The sequence below is a fragment of the Streptomyces sp. NBC_00203 genome, from assembly GCF_045206325.1.
GTDB classification, from domain to species: Bacteria; Actinomycetota; Actinomycetes; order Streptomycetales; family Streptomycetaceae; genus Streptomyces; species Streptomyces lutosisoli.
On the sequence record NZ_CP108126.1, the window covers coordinates 1,752,095 to 1,766,904 of the forward strand.

The following is a 14,810-nucleotide window of genomic DNA, read 5'->3' on the forward strand; positions in this document are numbered from 1 at the left end:
ACTCCCGGGTCACCGAACGTTCATACGGCGGGCATGTCGGGCCCTATCCGGCTGCGTACCGCGGTCTGGACGTCCGCCTCCTCGGCCGGATCCGCCGCCAGCCGCCGGAGCTGGTCCACCACGCGCGCGTCGCCGGTCTCGGCGTGCCGTGCGGCGACCTCCCGGGTGGTCTCCTCGCAGTCCCACAGGCATTCGACGGCGAAGCCCGCGGGGAAGGAGGGATCGGTGGCGGCCAGGGCACGGGCGGCGCGCCCGCGCAGATGGGACGAGGCCGTCTCGCGGTAGACATGGCGCAGCACGGGTGCGGCACAGACGATGCCGAGCCGTCCGGTGCCGTCGACGAGGGTCCACAGGGTCGGCGCGTCGGGGCCTTCGCCGCGTACCGCTTCCCGCAGCGCCCCGAGGACCAGTTCGCTGTCCTGGGCTCCGCCCCGGCAGGCGAGCATCCGTCCCGCGGCGGCGCCCAGGGCGTCGGGCCGGTGCGCCCAGTTTCGCGCCCGGTCGACGGCGGCCACGCTGCGCATCCGTTCGAAGGCGTCGACGGCGGCCTCGGCAGCGGCCGTCGAACCATTGGCCAGGGCTGTCTCGATCAGATCGAGGGCGTCCGGATCATTGCCGTCGGCGAGATAGCGCAAGGCGGTGCAGCGGGCTCCGTCGCCGCCGCTCCGGGCGGCCTCGACGATCTCGGGCCGGTCCTCGGGGCCCGCGACGGCGGTCAGACAGCGGGCGGCCGGCACATGGAGCGCGGCTCCGCGTTCGATGCCCTGCTGGGCCCACTCGAAGACGGCCTGCACGCTCCACCCCGGGCGGGGCCCGGACGGTCGCATCTGCCGCTGCCAGCGGTCGAAGGAACCGGCTTCCTGGGCGGCACGCACGCGTGTGCCGATGGATTCGCGCGGATCGTCGGCCCACAGCCGCCAGGGCCGGGGCTCGAAGGCGTCGCGCACGGCGGCGGCGAGTTCGGCCTCGCCCTCCGCGTCCGACGGGAAGCGGGCGAGTACGGGCACGGCGAGGGCCCGCAGACCCGCGTCGTCGTCACGCAGGGCCAGCTCGTCGAGAGCCCAGGCCCAGTTGGTGCCGGAGGCGGCGTACCTGCGCAGCAGTTCGAGCGCGTCGTGCCTGCCGTACGAGGCGAGGTGCCCGAGGACCGCGAGGGCGAGCCCCGTGCGTGACTCGCACGTGTCGAGGACGTCCTCGGCCTCGAAGAGATGCCGCTCGATCTCGTCGAGCTCACCGCTCAGATCGAGGTAGAGACGGGCGTAGTACAGGGAGCGGTTCTCCACCTGCCAGTCGTGGCGGGGGTCGCGCAGCACACAGTGGTTCAGCGCCGCGAGCGCTTCGGCGCGCGGTGCGGTGAGCGCGTGCAGCGTGCCGTCGCCGCGGCCCCTCTGGAGCAGGCCGAGCAGCGTTCCGCTGGGCGCTATGACCGGATCGAACATGGGAAACAGCCTCACATCAAGCGTCGACGCAACCGGGATCCTGCATTACCTGGCCGCGTGACAACACGTCGGAGCGCCCGCCGTTTCTTGCTTGCTGTAGACCATCTTCCTCTGCCTCTCGTCGGTGGCCCATGCGGGCCGCATCACGGCCCGCGCGGTGCGGCAACATCTGCCCAGCCATCGCGTCCGTGAATCACGACGTCATGATGACTCGGCAGTTCTTCCTGCCGCGACCGTATTTCCGGCGGCCCCGTTCCGCCTCCCCTTTTTCTTGCGTTTCGCCTGGTCAGAGCGTTCGAGTCAGTGTGCGCCGAACAATTCGAGCAGTTCCGTCTTGCCGAACATGCGCGCCGTGTCGACGGCCGAGGGCGTACCGGCGGCCGGATCGGCACCGGCGTCCAGCAGCACCCGGATCACGGCCGCCTCACCCTTGAAGACGGCCCCGGCGAGCGGCGTCTGACCCCGGTCGTTGATCCGATCCGCCTCGGCGCCGCGCTCCAGCAGGGCGCGTACCGCGTCGGCGTGACCGTGGTAGGCGGCGAGCATCACGAGCGAGTCACCGCGGTCGTTGGTGAGGTTGGCCGGAACGCCCGCGTCCACATACGCCACGAGTGCCTCGGTCTCGCCACGGCGGGCCAGATCGAAGATCTTGGTCGCCAGCTCCACGACCTCGGGGTCGGGGGCTTCACTCATCGGCCGGACCGCCTCTCACTACAACCGTTCGGGTGAATCGACAGCGTACTGGCTCCACCGGGACATGACCGGCACCGTCCACGGCAAAGATCACAGCAGACCCGCCCGACACAACAGACCCGCTCAGGTAGCCCCAGACGGCTCCGCCACTTGGGTGAAATTTGCCAAAATTCACCCAGTTGCACCTTTTATCGTATGGATACATGCTGTGATCCTGGAAGTACTCATGGTGACTGTCCCCACGAACCAGGAGACTCAAATGATCCTGTCCATGTCAGGTGTGGTCCTGCTCGGCGTCGTCGTATTCCTCTTCTTCCGCAAGGACGGCCTCAAGGCGTCGCACTGCCTGGTGTCGACCCTGTTCGGCTTCTACCTGGCCAGTACGGCCATCGCTCCGAGCATCAAGGCCGGCGGCGAGAGCCTGGCGAGCCTGCTCGGCGGGATCAAGTTCTGACCTCGTCCGCCCCTCTCGCACGCACCATCAGGAGACAGCAGTGGCCCGGCGCCCTCTCCCCCGCATTCTCAGCAACGGCAGCGCACAGATCGCCCGAAGCCGGGAGCTGGCCCGGACGGCAGCCGACAGCGCCACCGACGTCCTCCACCCACTGATCACGGTCTCCCGAGGACTGCGCCGGCTGGCAGGAGCCGGACGGCGCAAGTGGGCCGACACCCCCAAGGACCGGCGCGGACCGCTGCTGTTCCTGGTGGCCTCGGTGATCCTGGTCGTGGCACTGGTGCCGTACGGGCCACTGCTCGCCGCCATCAGCCTGATGGCGGCGGCAGCGTGGACCGGCCGCGACCTGACCCCGTCGGCGCCGACAGGCCCCGACGAGGCGCAGACCGGGCGCCTCCAGTCGCTGTACGACGCCCTGGTCCCGTACTTCTCGGCGGCCGAGGACCCCGATCCCCTGTACGCCCACAGCGGCGACTGGGAGAAGGCGTTCTCCTCGTACGACTTCGACGACGACGGACGCGTGTCCCGGCTCCTCATCCGCTATCCGGCGTACTTCACGGACGGCGAGGCGGAGTCCCGCGCCCGCATCGAGCAACTCCTGCACGCGAAGTCGGGGCGCGGCCGCGAGTACCACTTCGACTGGGACGAGGAGGGCAACGAACTCACCGTCACGGTCCTCCCGCCCCTCCCCACCGACATCGCCGCCCAGCGCTTCGTCACCGCCCCCGGCGAGACCGTCCTCGGCTTCACCGACCCGGCCGACGTCCAGCGCACGCTCCCCCTCACCTACGGTGAGGAACAGCGCGACGTCCCACCGGTCGTCTGGCGCACGGGAATCCGCTCGACCGAGCCACACCTGCTGGTGGTGGGCGAACCCGGCAGCGGAACGACCACACTGATGCGCTCCATCGCCCTGCAGACCCTCCAGTACGGCGATGTCGTCATCGTCGAGGGGGGCGGCACCGGCGAGTACGCGTGCCTGACCGGGCGGGCCGGTGTGCTGGCCGTCGAGTGCGGGCTTGCGGGAGCCCTCGCCAGCCTGGAATGGGTCGCGCACGAGACGGAGCGGCGGTTGATCGCCGCGAACCGTGCACGTCAGGCGGGGCATCCCGCTCCGGACGACATCAAGAACCCTCTGTGGATCCTGCTGGACCGGCCCAGCGCGCTGGGCCACCTGGCCGCCGCCGACGGCCGCAAGGACCCGCAGGCCCTCCTTCAGGTGCCCCTCCGGCACGGGCGTGCGGCGGGCGTGACGGTCGTCGTGGCCGAGCACTTCGACAGCCTCGACGTCCTGAGCGAGGCGGTGCGGCAGCACACTCGCGCGCGTGTGGTGCTCGGTCCCGCGTCCTCCGCCCAACTGGAAGCCGTCCTGGGCGCGCCTCCGCACACCACTCCCACCCGTGACGTGCCAGCCGGGCGCGGTTACGCCCGCCTTGGGACCGGGCCCGTCCTTCGGCTCCAAGTGCCCGCCACGCCTGATCCGTACGACGATGCGACGAGCGAGGCCCAGCGGCGGGCGGTCCTTGAACTTCTGCCGGAGCGTACGACTCCGGCGGACGCGGGGGCCCTGCCGGCGACGGCCGCGGTGGCGGAAACCTGAGCTTTCTCGCCCCCGCCGCCCCTACCCGTCCCATCCCTGGGGGCTGCGCCCCCAGACCCCCGCTTAAAAGATTGCGCAGTTCCCCGCGCCCCTAAAAGGGGCGCGGGGAACTGCGCAATCTTTTAGACCAGCCCCCACCCACCCGCAGCCGACGAACCAGGGCGGGCGTGGGATCGCGGGGCGCAGCCCCGCGCCTTCAGGGGCGCGGGGAACTGCGCGACCAGCCCCCACCCACCCGCACCCGACACACAAGCGAACGGGGTCGAAGGGGCGAAGCCCCTTACGCCACGAACGTTCGCGGGGCCTCGTTCCCCCCGCTCGCCCCCGTCTCGACCAACCGCGCCGCCGCAGCCAACCGCACCGCCGCCTCCTCGGCCACCGCACCGCCCACGGTGAACGGCAGCCGTACGTACCCCTCGAAGGCCCCGTCCACCCCGAACCGGGGCCCGGAGGGGACGCGGACGCCCACGCGCTCGCCCACCTCGGCGAGACGGGACCCGGACAGCCCGCCGGTGCGCACCCACAGCGTGAGCCCGCCCTTCGGTACCGAGAACTCCCACCCGGGCAGCTCCCGCCGCACGGCGGCGACGAGGGCGTCGCGGTTCTCGCGGGCCTGGCCCCGCCGGATGTCGACGGCCTGTTCCCAGCCCCCGGTGCTGAGCAGCCAGTTCACAGCCAGCTGCTCCAGCACGGGCGTACCCAGATCGGCGTACGCGCGCGCCGAGACCAGGCTGCGGATCACATCCGGCGCGGCCCGCACCCAGCCGATCCGCATGCCCGCCCAGAAGGCCTTGCTCGCTGATCCGACGGTGATGACGGTCGACCCGGCGGGGTCGAAGCTGCACACGGGGCGCGGCATCTCCACGTCCTCGTCCAGATGCAGTTCGCTCATCGTCTCGTCGACGACGAGCACGGTGCCCGCGGAACGCGCCGCGTCCACGAGCCCGCGCCGCTGGTGTTCGTCGGCGAGGGCGCCGGTCGGGTTGTGGAAGTCGGCGACCACGTAGGCGAGACGGGGCGCGGCGTCGCGCAGGACCTGGCGCCAGCGGTCCAGGTCCCACCCGGCGAGCCCCTCGGCCATGGCGACGGGAACCAGCCGGGCCCCTGCCTCGCGCATCAGTTGAAGGATGTTGGCGTAGGAAGGCGACTCGACGGCGATGCGCTCGCCGCGCCCGGCGAAGAGATGGCAGATCGCGTCGATCGCGCCCATCGCCCCGGTGGTCACCATGATCTGCTCGGGCATGGTCGGAATACCGCGCGCGGTGTACCGCTCGGCGAGCATCGAGCGCAGCGCGGGCAGCCCGGCGGGATAGTCGCCGTGCGTGTGCGCGTACGGCGGCAGCTCCTCCAGCGCGCCCCGCACGCTGCGGGTGAGCCATGGCTCGGGCGCGGGCAGCGCCGCGCACCCGAGGTCGATCATGGACCCGAGGGCCTCGGGCGGCAGGGGTTCCAGGCCGCGCGCGGGCAACGGGTTCCCGGCCGGCACCGCGGTCCAGCTGCCCGCTCCCCGGCGGGACTCCAGGAACCCCTCGGCTCGCAGCGCCTCGTAGGCGGCGGCGACGGTCGTACGGCTGACGGACAGGGACAGCGCGAGCTCCCGCTCGGCGGGCAGCCGCGCGGCCACCGGGACCCGGCCTTCGAGCACCAGCAGCCGGATGCCGTCGGCGAGCGCGCGATAGGCGGGCGGACGGCGGGTGCCCGGCCCCGCGGGGCGCTCCTGCTGGGAGTTGAGGAGCCGGGCGAGCTGTGCGGCACCTACCGCCGAAGTCCACTGCGCCATGATTCCCAGTCCACCTTCCCCGAATTGGCCTTGGATGAGATCTCCAACCAAGCCACAGAATGTCATGCGCCAGGCCACTACCACCACAGGGGGGCATCTCTTGTCCACATGCGCCGAGAGCTCCGAACACTCCGCGGGCTCACCGCTCTCCGGAAACTCCACCCTCCCCGAGGGCTCCGCGGACTCCGTCCACTCAGGGTCCCGACGGCTCCCGCGCCGCCTCGTCCAGCTGTACGCGGGCCTTGCCTTGTACGGCGCGAGTTCGGCCCTGCTCCTGGATTCCGGCCTCGGTCTGGAGCCCTGGAACGTGCTGCACCAGGGCCTCGCCGAGCTGACCGGTCTGACGATCGGCGTGGTGTCGATCATCGTGGGTGCGGCGGTGCTGCTCCTGTGGATCCCGCTGCGCCAGCGCCCCGGCCTCGGCACGGTCTCCAACGTCTTCGTGGTCGGCATCGCCATGGACGGCACGCTCGCGCTGGTGCCGGAAGCACACACCTTGACCGTACGGATTCCGCTGCTCGTGGCGGGCATCGTGCTGAACGGCGTGGCGACCGGCCTCTACATCTCGGCCCGCTTCGGTCCCGGTCCGCGCGACGGCCTCATGACGGGTCTGCACCGGCGTACGGGACGCTCGATCCGTCTGGTGCGCACCGTCCTGGAGGTGGCGGTCGTCGCGACCGGCTTCGCGCTGGGCGGCACGGTCGGCATCGGCACGGTGCTGTACGCCGTCGCGATCGGCCCCCTCGCCCAGCTCTTCCTGCGGGTGTTCGCCGTTCGCACGGCACCGGGCGGCAGCACCGTCGTTGCTGCCGGTCAACCGGAGGGCGCGATACTGCCCCGGTGAGCATGCGCATACGCCATCCCTACCTCGACCATCCGGGCCCGATCGCCTTCGCGCACCGGGGCGGGGCGGCGGACGGTCTGGAGAACACGCTGGCCCAGTTCCGGCGCGCGGTGGCGGCGGGCTACCGCTACATCGAGACGGACGTGCACGCGACGGCGGACGGCAGGCTTGTCGCCTTCCACGACTCGACGCTCGACCGGGTGACGGACGGGGCGGGCCGGATAGCCGACCTCCCCTGGGAAGATGTGCGCCACGCGCGCGTGGGGGGCAAGGAACCGGTCCCCCTCTTCGAAGAGCTCCTCGAAGTCTTCCCCGAGGTGCGCTGGAACATCGACGTCAAGGCCGAGCCCGCCCTCCTGCCGCTGCTCGACCTGATCGACCGCACCGACGCCTGGGACCGCATCTGCGTCGGCTCCTTCTCCGAGGCGCGCGTCGCCCGCGCCCAGCGTCTGGCCGGGCCGCGCCTGGCGACGTCGTACGGCATACGCGGTGTGCTCGGCCTGCGGCTGCGGTCGTGGGGCATACCGGCCCCGCTGCGGCGGTCGGCCGTCGCCGCCCAGGTGCCGGAGTCCCAGTCGGGCGTGCCAGTGGTCGACCGCCGCTTCGTGCGGGCCGCCCACGCGCGCGGGCTTCAGGTGCACGTGTGGACCGTGAACGAACCGGAACGCATGCACCGGCTCCTGGACCTGGGAGTCGATGGCATCATGACCGATCACATCGACACGCTGCGCAAGGTCCTGGAGGACCGGGACACCTGGGTCTGAGCTCCCTGGCGCGGTTCGTTCACGGGGAAGCGAGGGGCGCGGGTGGGCACTGACACCGTGCGGGCACAGCAGGCCGCCGAGCAGATAGCGGTCGCCGAGCGGCGGCGCGAACAACGCGGCTGGTACTTCTACGACTGGGCGTGCTCCGTCTATTCGACGAGCGTGCTGACCGTCTTCCTGGGCCCCTATCTGACGTCGGTCGCCAAGCACGCGGCGGACGCGGACGGTTTTGTGCACCCCCTGGGGATCCCGATCCGCGCCGGTTCCTTCTTCGCGTACACGGTCTCCGCCTCCGTCATCATGTCGATCTTCGTGATGCCGATGGCGGGCGCGGCCGCCGACCGCACGGGCCGCAAGAAGCCGTTGCTCGCGGCCGCCGCCTATGTGGGCGCCGCGGCCACCACCGGCATGTTCTTCCTGGACGGCGACCGCTATCTGCTCGGCGGCCTGCTGCTGATCGTCGCGAACGCCTCGGTGGCGGTGTCGATGGTCCTCTACAACTCCTACCTGCCGCAGATCGCCCCGCCGGAGGAGCGTGACGCCGTCTCGTCCCGGGGCTGGGCCTTCGGTTATGCGGCGGGCTCACTGGTGCTGGTCGCGAACCTCATCCTGTTCACGGCCCACGACACCTTCGGTGTCTCCGAGTCGACGGCCGTCCGCATCTGTCTGGCCTCGGCGGGCATCTGGTGGGGCGCCTTCACCCTCGTACCGCTCAAGCGCCTGCGCGACCGCCCGACGGACTCCACGGGGACGGCCACCGTGCACGGCTGGCGGCAATTGGCGGCCACCGTGCGGGACATGCGGGGCAAACCGCTCACACTCGCCTTCCTGCTCGCCTACCTCGTCTACAACGACGGCATCCAGACCGTCATCTCGCAGGCCTCGGTGTACGGGTCGGAGGAGCTGGGCCTGAGCCAGTCGACCCTGATCGTGGCCGTGCTGCTGGTCCAGGTGCTCGCGGTCGGGGGCGCCCTGGGCATGGGGCGGCTGGCGCGCACGTACGGCGCGAAACGTACGATCCTCGGCTCGCTCGTCGCCTGGACCGTGACGCTCGGCGCCGGGTACTTTCTGCCCGCCGGCGCGCCCGTCTGGTTCTTCGTCCTCGCCGCCGGTATCGGTCTCGTCCTGGGCGGCAGCCAGGCACTGTCCCGCTCCCTGTTCTCCCACCTCGTGCCGAGCGGCAAGGAGGCCGAGTACTTCTCGGCGTACGAGATGAGCGACCGCGGCATGAGCTGGCTGGGCCCGCTGCTGTTCGGGTTGACCTACCAGCTGACGGGAAGTTATCGGGACGCGATCATCTCGCTCGTGGCCTTCTTCGTCATCGGATTCGTGCTGCTCGCGCGGGTCCCGGTGCGGCAGGCGGTGCGCGACGCGGGCAATCCCGTACCGGACAGGATTTAGCGCCCGGGGCCAAAGGCCGGTAGTGTACGCGTTTGGCCTGCCAGGCGTACCGTTACTGCGCGTCAAAGATGCCGAAACGGTGGGTGACATCTGCTGCCAGATGTGACAAACCGGGCGCTGGTGGGTACAACAAGGGGCGGCTACGACGGCGACGCATGACCCGGAACGGGAATCTTTACCGCCGACCGGACGTTGACCGGATGACGACGACAGCGACACCTGTCCTGTGGGCGACAAGCCCGGGAGGCACGATTCATGAGTGAGCGAGCTCTTCGCGGCACACGCCTCGTAGTGACCAGCTATGAGACGGACCGCGGGATCGACCTGGCTCCGCGCCAGGCCGTGGAGTACGCATGCGAGAAGGGACATCGCTTTGAGATGCCCTTCTCGGTGGAGGCCGAAATTCCGCCGGAGTGGGAGTGCAAGGTCTGCGGGGCCCAGGCACTTCTCGTGGACGGCGACGGCCCTGAGGAAAAGAAGGCGAAGCCCGCGCGTACGCACTGGGACATGCTGATGGAGCGGCGCACTCGCGAGGAGCTCGAAGAGGTCCTCGAGGAGCGCCTGGCCGTTCTGCGCTCCGGTGCGATGAACATCGCGGTGCATCCGCGGGACAGTCGCAAGTCCGCGTAGTCCCTCCGGGGGTTGAGCGGCATACCACGCACGCCGAGACCGTGGGCACCGTACGTTTTTGTACGGGGCCTGCGGTTTCGTGCGTTCTGATGGGGCGCGGGGGTCAGTGCGGCCCAGTGGGGGTGGCCGGCCCTGGGGGCTGCGCCCCCAGACCCCCCTTCGCCTTGACGGCTCGTCCTCAAACGCCGGACGGGCTGGATGATGCCGGGCCGCGCCTCAAAGTTCGGCCATCAGCGCTCGGCCATCGGCTCTCAGCCCCAGCCCAAGCCCAAGCCCCCAACCGTCAGCTGTCAGCCGTCAGCGACTGAGCGGCGGGCGTGGGCCCTGCCCCGAGGCCGGTCCCCGCACGTCCTCGTCCCTGATGACCTCGCCCTGGACCACCTTGCCGTCGGGGCGGTGGATGCGGGCCTGCTGGAAGGCGTCGCCGAGGGTGCCTGGGGCGGCCGCGCGCATCTTGCGGTCGAGGGTGCGCTCCGCGTAGCGGCTGAGGGCCTTCTGGACGGGCGGGATGAGCAGGAGCAGGCCGACGGCGTCGGAGATCAGGCCGGGGATCATCAGGAGGAGGCCGCCGAGCATCATCAGCCCGTTGCCATTGCCGTTGCCGCCGCCGGTCGTCGGGGCGGCGCCGCTCTGCTGCTGTTGAAGGGTCTCGCTGAGGTTCTTGAAGGCCCGGCGTCCGGCCCGCTTGATGACCACGGCGCCGAGGACGAAACCGGCGAGCAGCAGCAGGAAGACGGTGAAGCCGCTCGACGCGCCCGCGACCACCGTCAGCAGCCAGATCTCCAGCACCAGCCACGCGGCGATGCCGAGCGGCAGGAAGGTGCGCAGCCGCGAGCGCCGCGGGCGGGCGGGGTACGTGGGAGTCGGAGCGCCAGTCGTCATGTTCCCAGTGTGCCTGGGCCCGGCTCAGTACGGGATAAGCGGATGATCAACCGCGGCTGTGGATCGGCGACCGGGGCTGTGCGCCGGCACCGCGGCTTTGCGTATGGCCCCGACTGCGTACCGAGCGCCCGGCCGGCGCCGCTCAGGAGGAGGACTTGCGGCCCTTGATCCGCGCGACCCGCTCGCCCACGCCCCACGTGGTGACCCGCCACAGGGCCTCCACGAGGATGTCGCGGCTCATCTTGGAGTCGCCGAGTTCCCGTTCGACGAAGGTGATGGGCACCTCGACGACGTGGAAGCCCGCCTTGACGGCGCGGCGGGCCAGGTCGACCTGGAAGCAGTACCCCTGCGAGGCGACCTCGCCGAGGCCGAGGCCTTCGAGGGTCTCGCGGCGGAAGGCGCGGTAGCCGCCCGTGACGTCGCGGATCGGCACGTCGAGCAGGACACGGGAGTACAGGCTGCCGCCGCGGGAGATGAACTCGCGGGACTTGGGCCAGTTCACGACCCGCCCGCCCGGCACCCAGCGCGAGCCGAGCACGAGGTCGGCGCCCTTGAGGGCGGTCAGCAGACGGGGCAGCTCCTCGGGCTGGTGCGAGCCGTCGGCGTCCATTTCGACGAGTACGCCGTAGCCGTGCTCCATGCCCCAGCGGAAGCCCGCGAGGTAGGCGGCGCCGAGGCCTTCCTTGCCCTTGCGGTGCAGCACCTGGACGTGGTCGTCCTCGACGGCCAGCTCGTCGGCGAGCTTGCCCGTGCCGTCGGGGCTGTTGTCGTCGGCCACCAGGACATGCGCCTCGGGCACGGCGGCACGTACCCGGCCGACGATCTTCTTGATGTTCTCCGCCTCGTTGTAGGTCGGAATGATCACCAAGGCCTCGCCGAGCGGGCCGAACTGCCTCCCCTGGGCTCCTACCGCGAGGGTCCCGTCGCCGTCGTTCACTGCTGCCCCTTCGTGTCCGTACGCAGGGGTCCACCATAGTGCGCTCAACCTGCGCTGTTGCCTCGCCGCGTTAGTACGGGGGTGTCGATTCGACAAGAGGCGGGTAAGAGCCGACGCCCTGGGGCGGAAACTCGTGTGCTGCGGATCGGGGCCCGGCGCCCTTCGGGCCGACCAGGGACCCGCTGGCTGCGGGTCGACCGAAAGCCGTTGTCTACTGAACGTCCGGGCCCCACCCGGGTCACACCTGCCGACTTGTCGGAACGTTCCCTCGCCTCGTTGCACGGGCGCTGGGCCTGGCTCCCAGTGGTGGTGCGCCGGTGCGGCACACCACCCCTGACCCAGCGGCGCTTCGAGGCCGCGCGGAAGTTCCCCGGTCGGACGTCCGGTGGTGGACCCGGCCGAACCTACCGGCCACCTGCGGCCAGCTGTCAACAGCCGTTTGACCTGCGGTTTTTCCCTCAATCGCCTGGTCAGCGCGGAGGATGCGCAGGTCGCGAGACGGAGTGGCGGGCGATGATCAAGGGCGCGCCACCCCGGGACATCACTCGTTAGGCCGTACGAATACCGTCCGTCCGGCCACCACGGTGCGCAGGCAGACGGGCAGGTCGTTCCCGGGGGTCAGATCAGGCAGTCCGGGGGTGCCTGAGCGGGGGTCGGTGGACCAGCGCGCGACCCGGTCGTCGGGGGCCTGCACGACGAGCTCGGCGGTGCGCCACACGGCGTAGTCGGCGGGCGCGCCCGGCACCAGGACTCCCGCGTCGTCCCGTCCGATGGCCCGCCAGCCGCCCCGCGTATGCGCCGTGAACGCGGCGCGTACGGACACCCGGTGCTCCGGCGTGCGGTGGAAGGCCGCGGCGCGGACGGTGCCCCACGGGTCGAGGGGCGTGACCGGGCTGTCGGAGCCGAAGGCGAGCGGCACGCCGGTGCGCAGCAGGGCCGCGAAGGGGTTGAGGCTCCGGGCCCGTTCGGCGCCCAGGCGCTGGGCGTACATGCCGTCCTCGCCGCCCCACAGCGCGTCGAAGGTGGGCTGCACGGAGGCGGTGAGGCCGAGCTCGGCGAAGCCGGCGATCGTTTCCGGGGTGAGCATCTCGGCGTGCTCGACGCGGTGCCGGGCGGCGCGCACGCGGGCCAGGCCGACCTTCTCCGCCGCCGCGCGCACCCCTTCGACCACGGAGGTCACCGCGGCGTCCCCGATGGCGTGGAAGCCCGCCTGGAGGCCCGCCTCGGTGCAGGCCACCACATGCGCGGCGACCGCGGCGGTGTCGAGATAGGCCGTGCCGGTGTGCTCGGCGTCGGCGTACGGCTGGTGCAGGCAGGCGGTGTGCGAGCCGAGCGAGCCGTCGATGAAGAGGTCGCCCGCGGCGCCGATCGCGCCCAGTGCCCGCGCCTTCGCCACGCCCTCTTCGGCCCACTCGGCCCAGTAGCCGACGACCCGGGGGCCGGGCTCCTCGGCGGCGAGCCGCAGCAGCCCGGTGAAGTCGTCCTCGGAGGAGATCTCCGGGCCCGCGCACTCGTGCACGGAGCCGATGCCGAGCGAGGCGGCGTGGGCGAGCGCGGCGCGCTGGGCCTCGATGCGCTGCCCTTCCGTGATGGCACCGAGGGCAGCGGCGCGGAGCGCGTGGTGGGCGTCGCGGATCAGCGGGCCGTCGGGCGAGTACCCGGCGCGTGCCGTGACACCCGGGACCAGGTCCAGGAGCGCGGTGGTGACCACGGCGGAATGCACGTCGATACGGGAGAGGTAGAGCGGGCGCCCGCCGGTCGCGGCGTCGAGTTCGGTGCGCGCCGGAGGACGTCCGCCGGGCCAGCGGGCCGCGTCCCAGCCGTGGCCGAGCAGGACCCGGTCGGCGGGGCGGGCGGCCGCGAAGTCCCGTACGAGAGCGAGCGCCGCCTCCAGGGACGGGGCGTCGGACAGGTCGAGGCCGGTGAGCGCGAGCCCGGTGGCGGTGGTGTGCACATGCGCGTCGGTGAACGCCGGGGTGACCAGGGCGCCTTTGAGGTCCACGACCTCGTCGACGCCGTCCGCGAAGGCGTCGGCCGCGCCTTCGGAGCCGACCCACGCGACGTGCCCGTGTTCGACGACCATCGCGGTGGCGAAGGGGTCGGCGGGGCTGTGGACTTCTCCACCGCGCAACAGCACGGTGTCCGACGAGGCGGTGCTCTCACTCATGGGGAACAGTCTCGCGCCTGTGAGCGCCCGCCCCGCGCGCGGGGGCCGCGAAAAGCCGCAAACCCCGTCAGATGCGGGGCGGTCGCGCCTCGTACGGCGTCGACAGCACCACCGTCGTCCGTGTCGACACGCCGGCGAGCGTGCGCAGCCGCGCGAGGAGCTCCTCCAGTTCGTGCGGGGTGGATACCCGCACCTTGAGGATGTAGTTCTCGTCGCCCGCGACGCTGTGGCAGGCCTCGATCTCGGGGACGCCGGCGAGGCGTTCCGCGATGTCGTCCGGGGCGCTGGGGTCGAACGGCTTCACCGAGATGAAAGCGGTCAGGGGCAGCCCTACGCTCTCCGGGTCCACGACCGCGGCATAGCCGCGGATGACGCCGCGCTGCTCCAGCCGGCGCACCCGCTGATGCACGGCAGACGTGGACAGGCCCGTGGCCTTGCCCAGGTCGGTGTAACTCATCCGCCCGTCTGCGACGAGCAGCTGCACAATTTGTCGGTCCAGCTCCTCCATGACGCAAGAACCTACAGGGCCCTTGATCCCCCCGGATACTCAGCGGCGCAGGTCATACCCGGTTTGTGATGTGGCTTAGAGTCAGGTGTACGCCACCCGGGGGACAAATCCACCGGGCCAGGCACCTGCGGGCGGCATGTGACGAACGCCACATGGCCGCAACCGGGTCCGTGATGTTCTCGTGATTACCGCAGAGACGGGACGGGAAGTGCTTGCTGTGGTCGAGGCCGCAGTGCCTTGTCGGCCCACCCGAGGGGGAGAAACCCATGCAGAGTCTTAAGCGCCCAGGTCGTACCGCGTCCAAGCGGCAGCAGCCCGTTCTCGAGCCCGAGCCGGAGGGCGTCGAACCCGACGCCCTGGACGGCGAGGAGTTCGACGCGTACGACACTTTCGAGATGTACCGGGTGATCTGCCCGGACTGCGCGCAGTCCATCGCGCTCCTGGCCGACGAGGAGGCCTTGCCCGAGCACGCGCTGTGCGCCTCGCCGTGGAACCCCTTCGGGCTCACGGTCTGCTCCGGTACGGGCCGCGCGGCGGCCGACGCACGGCCCGCGGACGAGTCCGCCGAACTCCAGGAGCAGGACACCGCCCTCCTGTTGACGCTCCCTCAGGGCCTCGACTGGCGGACGCAGCCGTTCTCCCACGTGGGTGGTCCGGGCTCGCGCCCGATGCGGGTCCCCGAGATGCGGCGCCAGGCCGCCTGACCGTCCT

14 protein-coding genes are annotated in these 14,810 nt (G+C 71.3%); 7 read left to right on the forward strand and 7 right to left on the reverse strand.

The features are described 5' to 3' along the window. Nucleotides 1–20 precede the first annotated feature (20 nt). On the reverse strand, nt 21–1,439 hold the full coding sequence (locus OG975_RS08150) for a HEAT repeat domain-containing protein (RefSeq protein WP_406328434.1): 1,419 nt from the start codon (nt 1,437–1,439) through the stop codon (nt 21–23). A gap of 300 nt (nt 1,440–1,739) precedes the next feature. Continuing rightward, nucleotides 1,740–2,132, reverse strand: a complete 393-nt coding sequence (locus tag OG975_RS08155) for an ankyrin repeat domain-containing protein (protein WP_406328436.1) — start codon at nt 2,130–2,132, stop codon at nt 1,740–1,742. A 259-nt stretch (nt 2,133–2,391) separates the two neighbouring features. Between OG975_RS08155 and OG975_RS08160 the strand changes: the two genes are divergently transcribed. Then, nucleotides 2,392–2,586, forward strand: coding sequence for a hypothetical protein (locus OG975_RS08160; protein ID WP_189188106.1), 195 nt, complete (start codon nt 2,392–2,394; stop codon nt 2,584–2,586). Nucleotides 2,587–2,626: 40 nt separating this feature from the next. Further along, nucleotides 2,627–4,186, forward strand: a complete 1,560-nt coding sequence (locus OG975_RS08165) for a hypothetical protein (RefSeq protein ID WP_406328437.1) — start codon at nt 2,627–2,629, stop codon at nt 4,184–4,186. A gap of 280 nt (nt 4,187–4,466) precedes the next feature. On the opposite strand, the gene OG975_RS08170 is transcribed toward OG975_RS08165, so the two are convergent. Further along, nucleotides 4,467–5,966 (reverse strand): PLP-dependent aminotransferase family protein, encoded by a 1,500-nt coding sequence (locus OG975_RS08170; protein WP_330303103.1) that lies wholly within the window; start codon nt 5,964–5,966, stop codon nt 4,467–4,469. Nucleotides 5,967–6,066: 100 nt separating this feature from the next. On the opposite strand from OG975_RS08170, the gene OG975_RS08175 reads away from it, so the two are divergent. From OG975_RS08175 to OG975_RS08190, 4 genes are all read left to right on the forward strand, one after another. Beyond that, complete coding sequence (locus OG975_RS08175) at nt 6,067–6,810, forward strand: YitT family protein (RefSeq protein ID WP_406328439.1); 744 nt, start codon at nt 6,067–6,069, stop codon at nt 6,808–6,810. Continuing rightward, nucleotides 6,807–7,574 carry a glycerophosphodiester phosphodiesterase gene (locus OG975_RS08180; RefSeq protein ID WP_406328440.1) on the forward strand — a complete coding sequence of 256 codons (768 nt, stop codon included), beginning with the start codon at nt 6,807–6,809 and terminating at the stop codon, nt 7,572–7,574. The genes OG975_RS08175 and OG975_RS08180 overlap by 4 nt, the downstream gene beginning before the upstream one ends. A gap of 42 nt (nt 7,575–7,616) precedes the next feature. Next, entirely contained in the window at nt 7,617–8,975 is a 1,359-nt protein-coding gene (locus OG975_RS08185; RefSeq protein ID WP_406328441.1) for an MFS transporter, read from the forward strand. 255 nt (nt 8,976–9,230) lie between these two features. Next, nucleotides 9,231–9,605, forward strand: coding sequence for an RNA polymerase-binding protein RbpA (locus OG975_RS08190; protein WP_003977404.1), 375 nt, complete (start codon nt 9,231–9,233; stop codon nt 9,603–9,605). 297 nt (nt 9,606–9,902) lie between these two features. On the opposite strand, the gene fxsA is transcribed toward OG975_RS08190, so the two are convergent. The 4 genes from fxsA to OG975_RS08210 form a co-directional block, all read right to left on the reverse strand. Next, on the reverse strand, nt 9,903–10,487 hold the full coding sequence (fxsA, locus tag OG975_RS08195) for an FxsA family membrane protein (protein ID WP_406328442.1): 585 nt from the start codon (nt 10,485–10,487) through the stop codon (nt 9,903–9,905). Between the two features lie 142 nt (nt 10,488–10,629). Then, nucleotides 10,630–11,424, reverse strand: coding sequence for a polyprenol monophosphomannose synthase (locus OG975_RS08200; protein WP_406328443.1), 795 nt, complete (start codon nt 11,422–11,424; stop codon nt 10,630–10,632). Nucleotides 11,425–11,965: 541 nt separating this feature from the next. Beyond that, complete coding sequence (locus OG975_RS08205; RefSeq protein ID WP_406328444.1) at nt 11,966–13,591, reverse strand: amidohydrolase; 1,626 nt, start codon at nt 13,589–13,591, stop codon at nt 11,966–11,968. A 67-nt stretch (nt 13,592–13,658) separates the two neighbouring features. Beyond that, nucleotides 13,659–14,099, reverse strand: coding sequence for an Lrp/AsnC family transcriptional regulator (locus OG975_RS08210; RefSeq protein WP_327427179.1), 441 nt, complete (start codon nt 14,097–14,099; stop codon nt 13,659–13,661). A 266-nt stretch (nt 14,100–14,365) separates the two neighbouring features. On the opposite strand from OG975_RS08210, the gene OG975_RS08215 reads away from it, so the two are divergent. Beyond that, the gene (locus tag OG975_RS08215) at nt 14,366–14,803 is read left to right on the forward strand and encodes a hypothetical protein (protein ID WP_406328446.1); all 438 of its coding nucleotides are present in this window, start codon (nt 14,366–14,368) and stop codon (nt 14,801–14,803) included. Nucleotides 14,804–14,810 lie beyond the last annotated feature (7 nt).

Bases quoted from the DNA above. Each gene is read 5' to 3' on its own strand.
- OG975_RS08205 (WP_406328444.1), bottom strand. From the start codon at position 13,591: ATGAGTGAGAGCACCGCCTCGTCGGACACCGTGCTGTTGCGCGGTGGA.
- OG975_RS08190 (WP_003977404.1), top strand. From the start codon at position 9,231: ATGAGTGAGCGAGCTCTTCGCGGCACACGCCTCGTAGTGACCAGCTAT.
- OG975_RS08155 (WP_406328436.1), bottom strand. From the start codon at position 2,132: ATGAGTGAAGCCCCCGACCCCGAGGTCGTGGAGCTGGCGACCAAGATC.
- OG975_RS08160 (WP_189188106.1), top strand. From the start codon at position 2,392: ATGATCCTGTCCATGTCAGGTGTGGTCCTGCTCGGCGTCGTCGTATTC.
- OG975_RS08210 (WP_327427179.1), bottom strand. From the start codon at position 14,099: ATGGAGGAGCTGGACCGACAAATTGTGCAGCTGCTCGTCGCAGACGGG.
- OG975_RS08170 (WP_330303103.1), bottom strand. From the start codon at position 5,966: ATGGCGCAGTGGACTTCGGCGGTAGGTGCCGCACAGCTCGCCCGGCTC.
- OG975_RS08215 (WP_406328446.1), top strand. From the start codon at position 14,366: ATGCAGAGTCTTAAGCGCCCAGGTCGTACCGCGTCCAAGCGGCAGCAG.
- fxsA (WP_406328442.1), bottom strand. From the start codon at position 10,487: ATGACGACTGGCGCTCCGACTCCCACGTACCCCGCCCGCCCGCGGCGC.
- OG975_RS08150 (WP_406328434.1), bottom strand. From the start codon at position 1,439: ATGTTCGATCCGGTCATAGCGCCCAGCGGAACGCTGCTCGGCCTGCTC.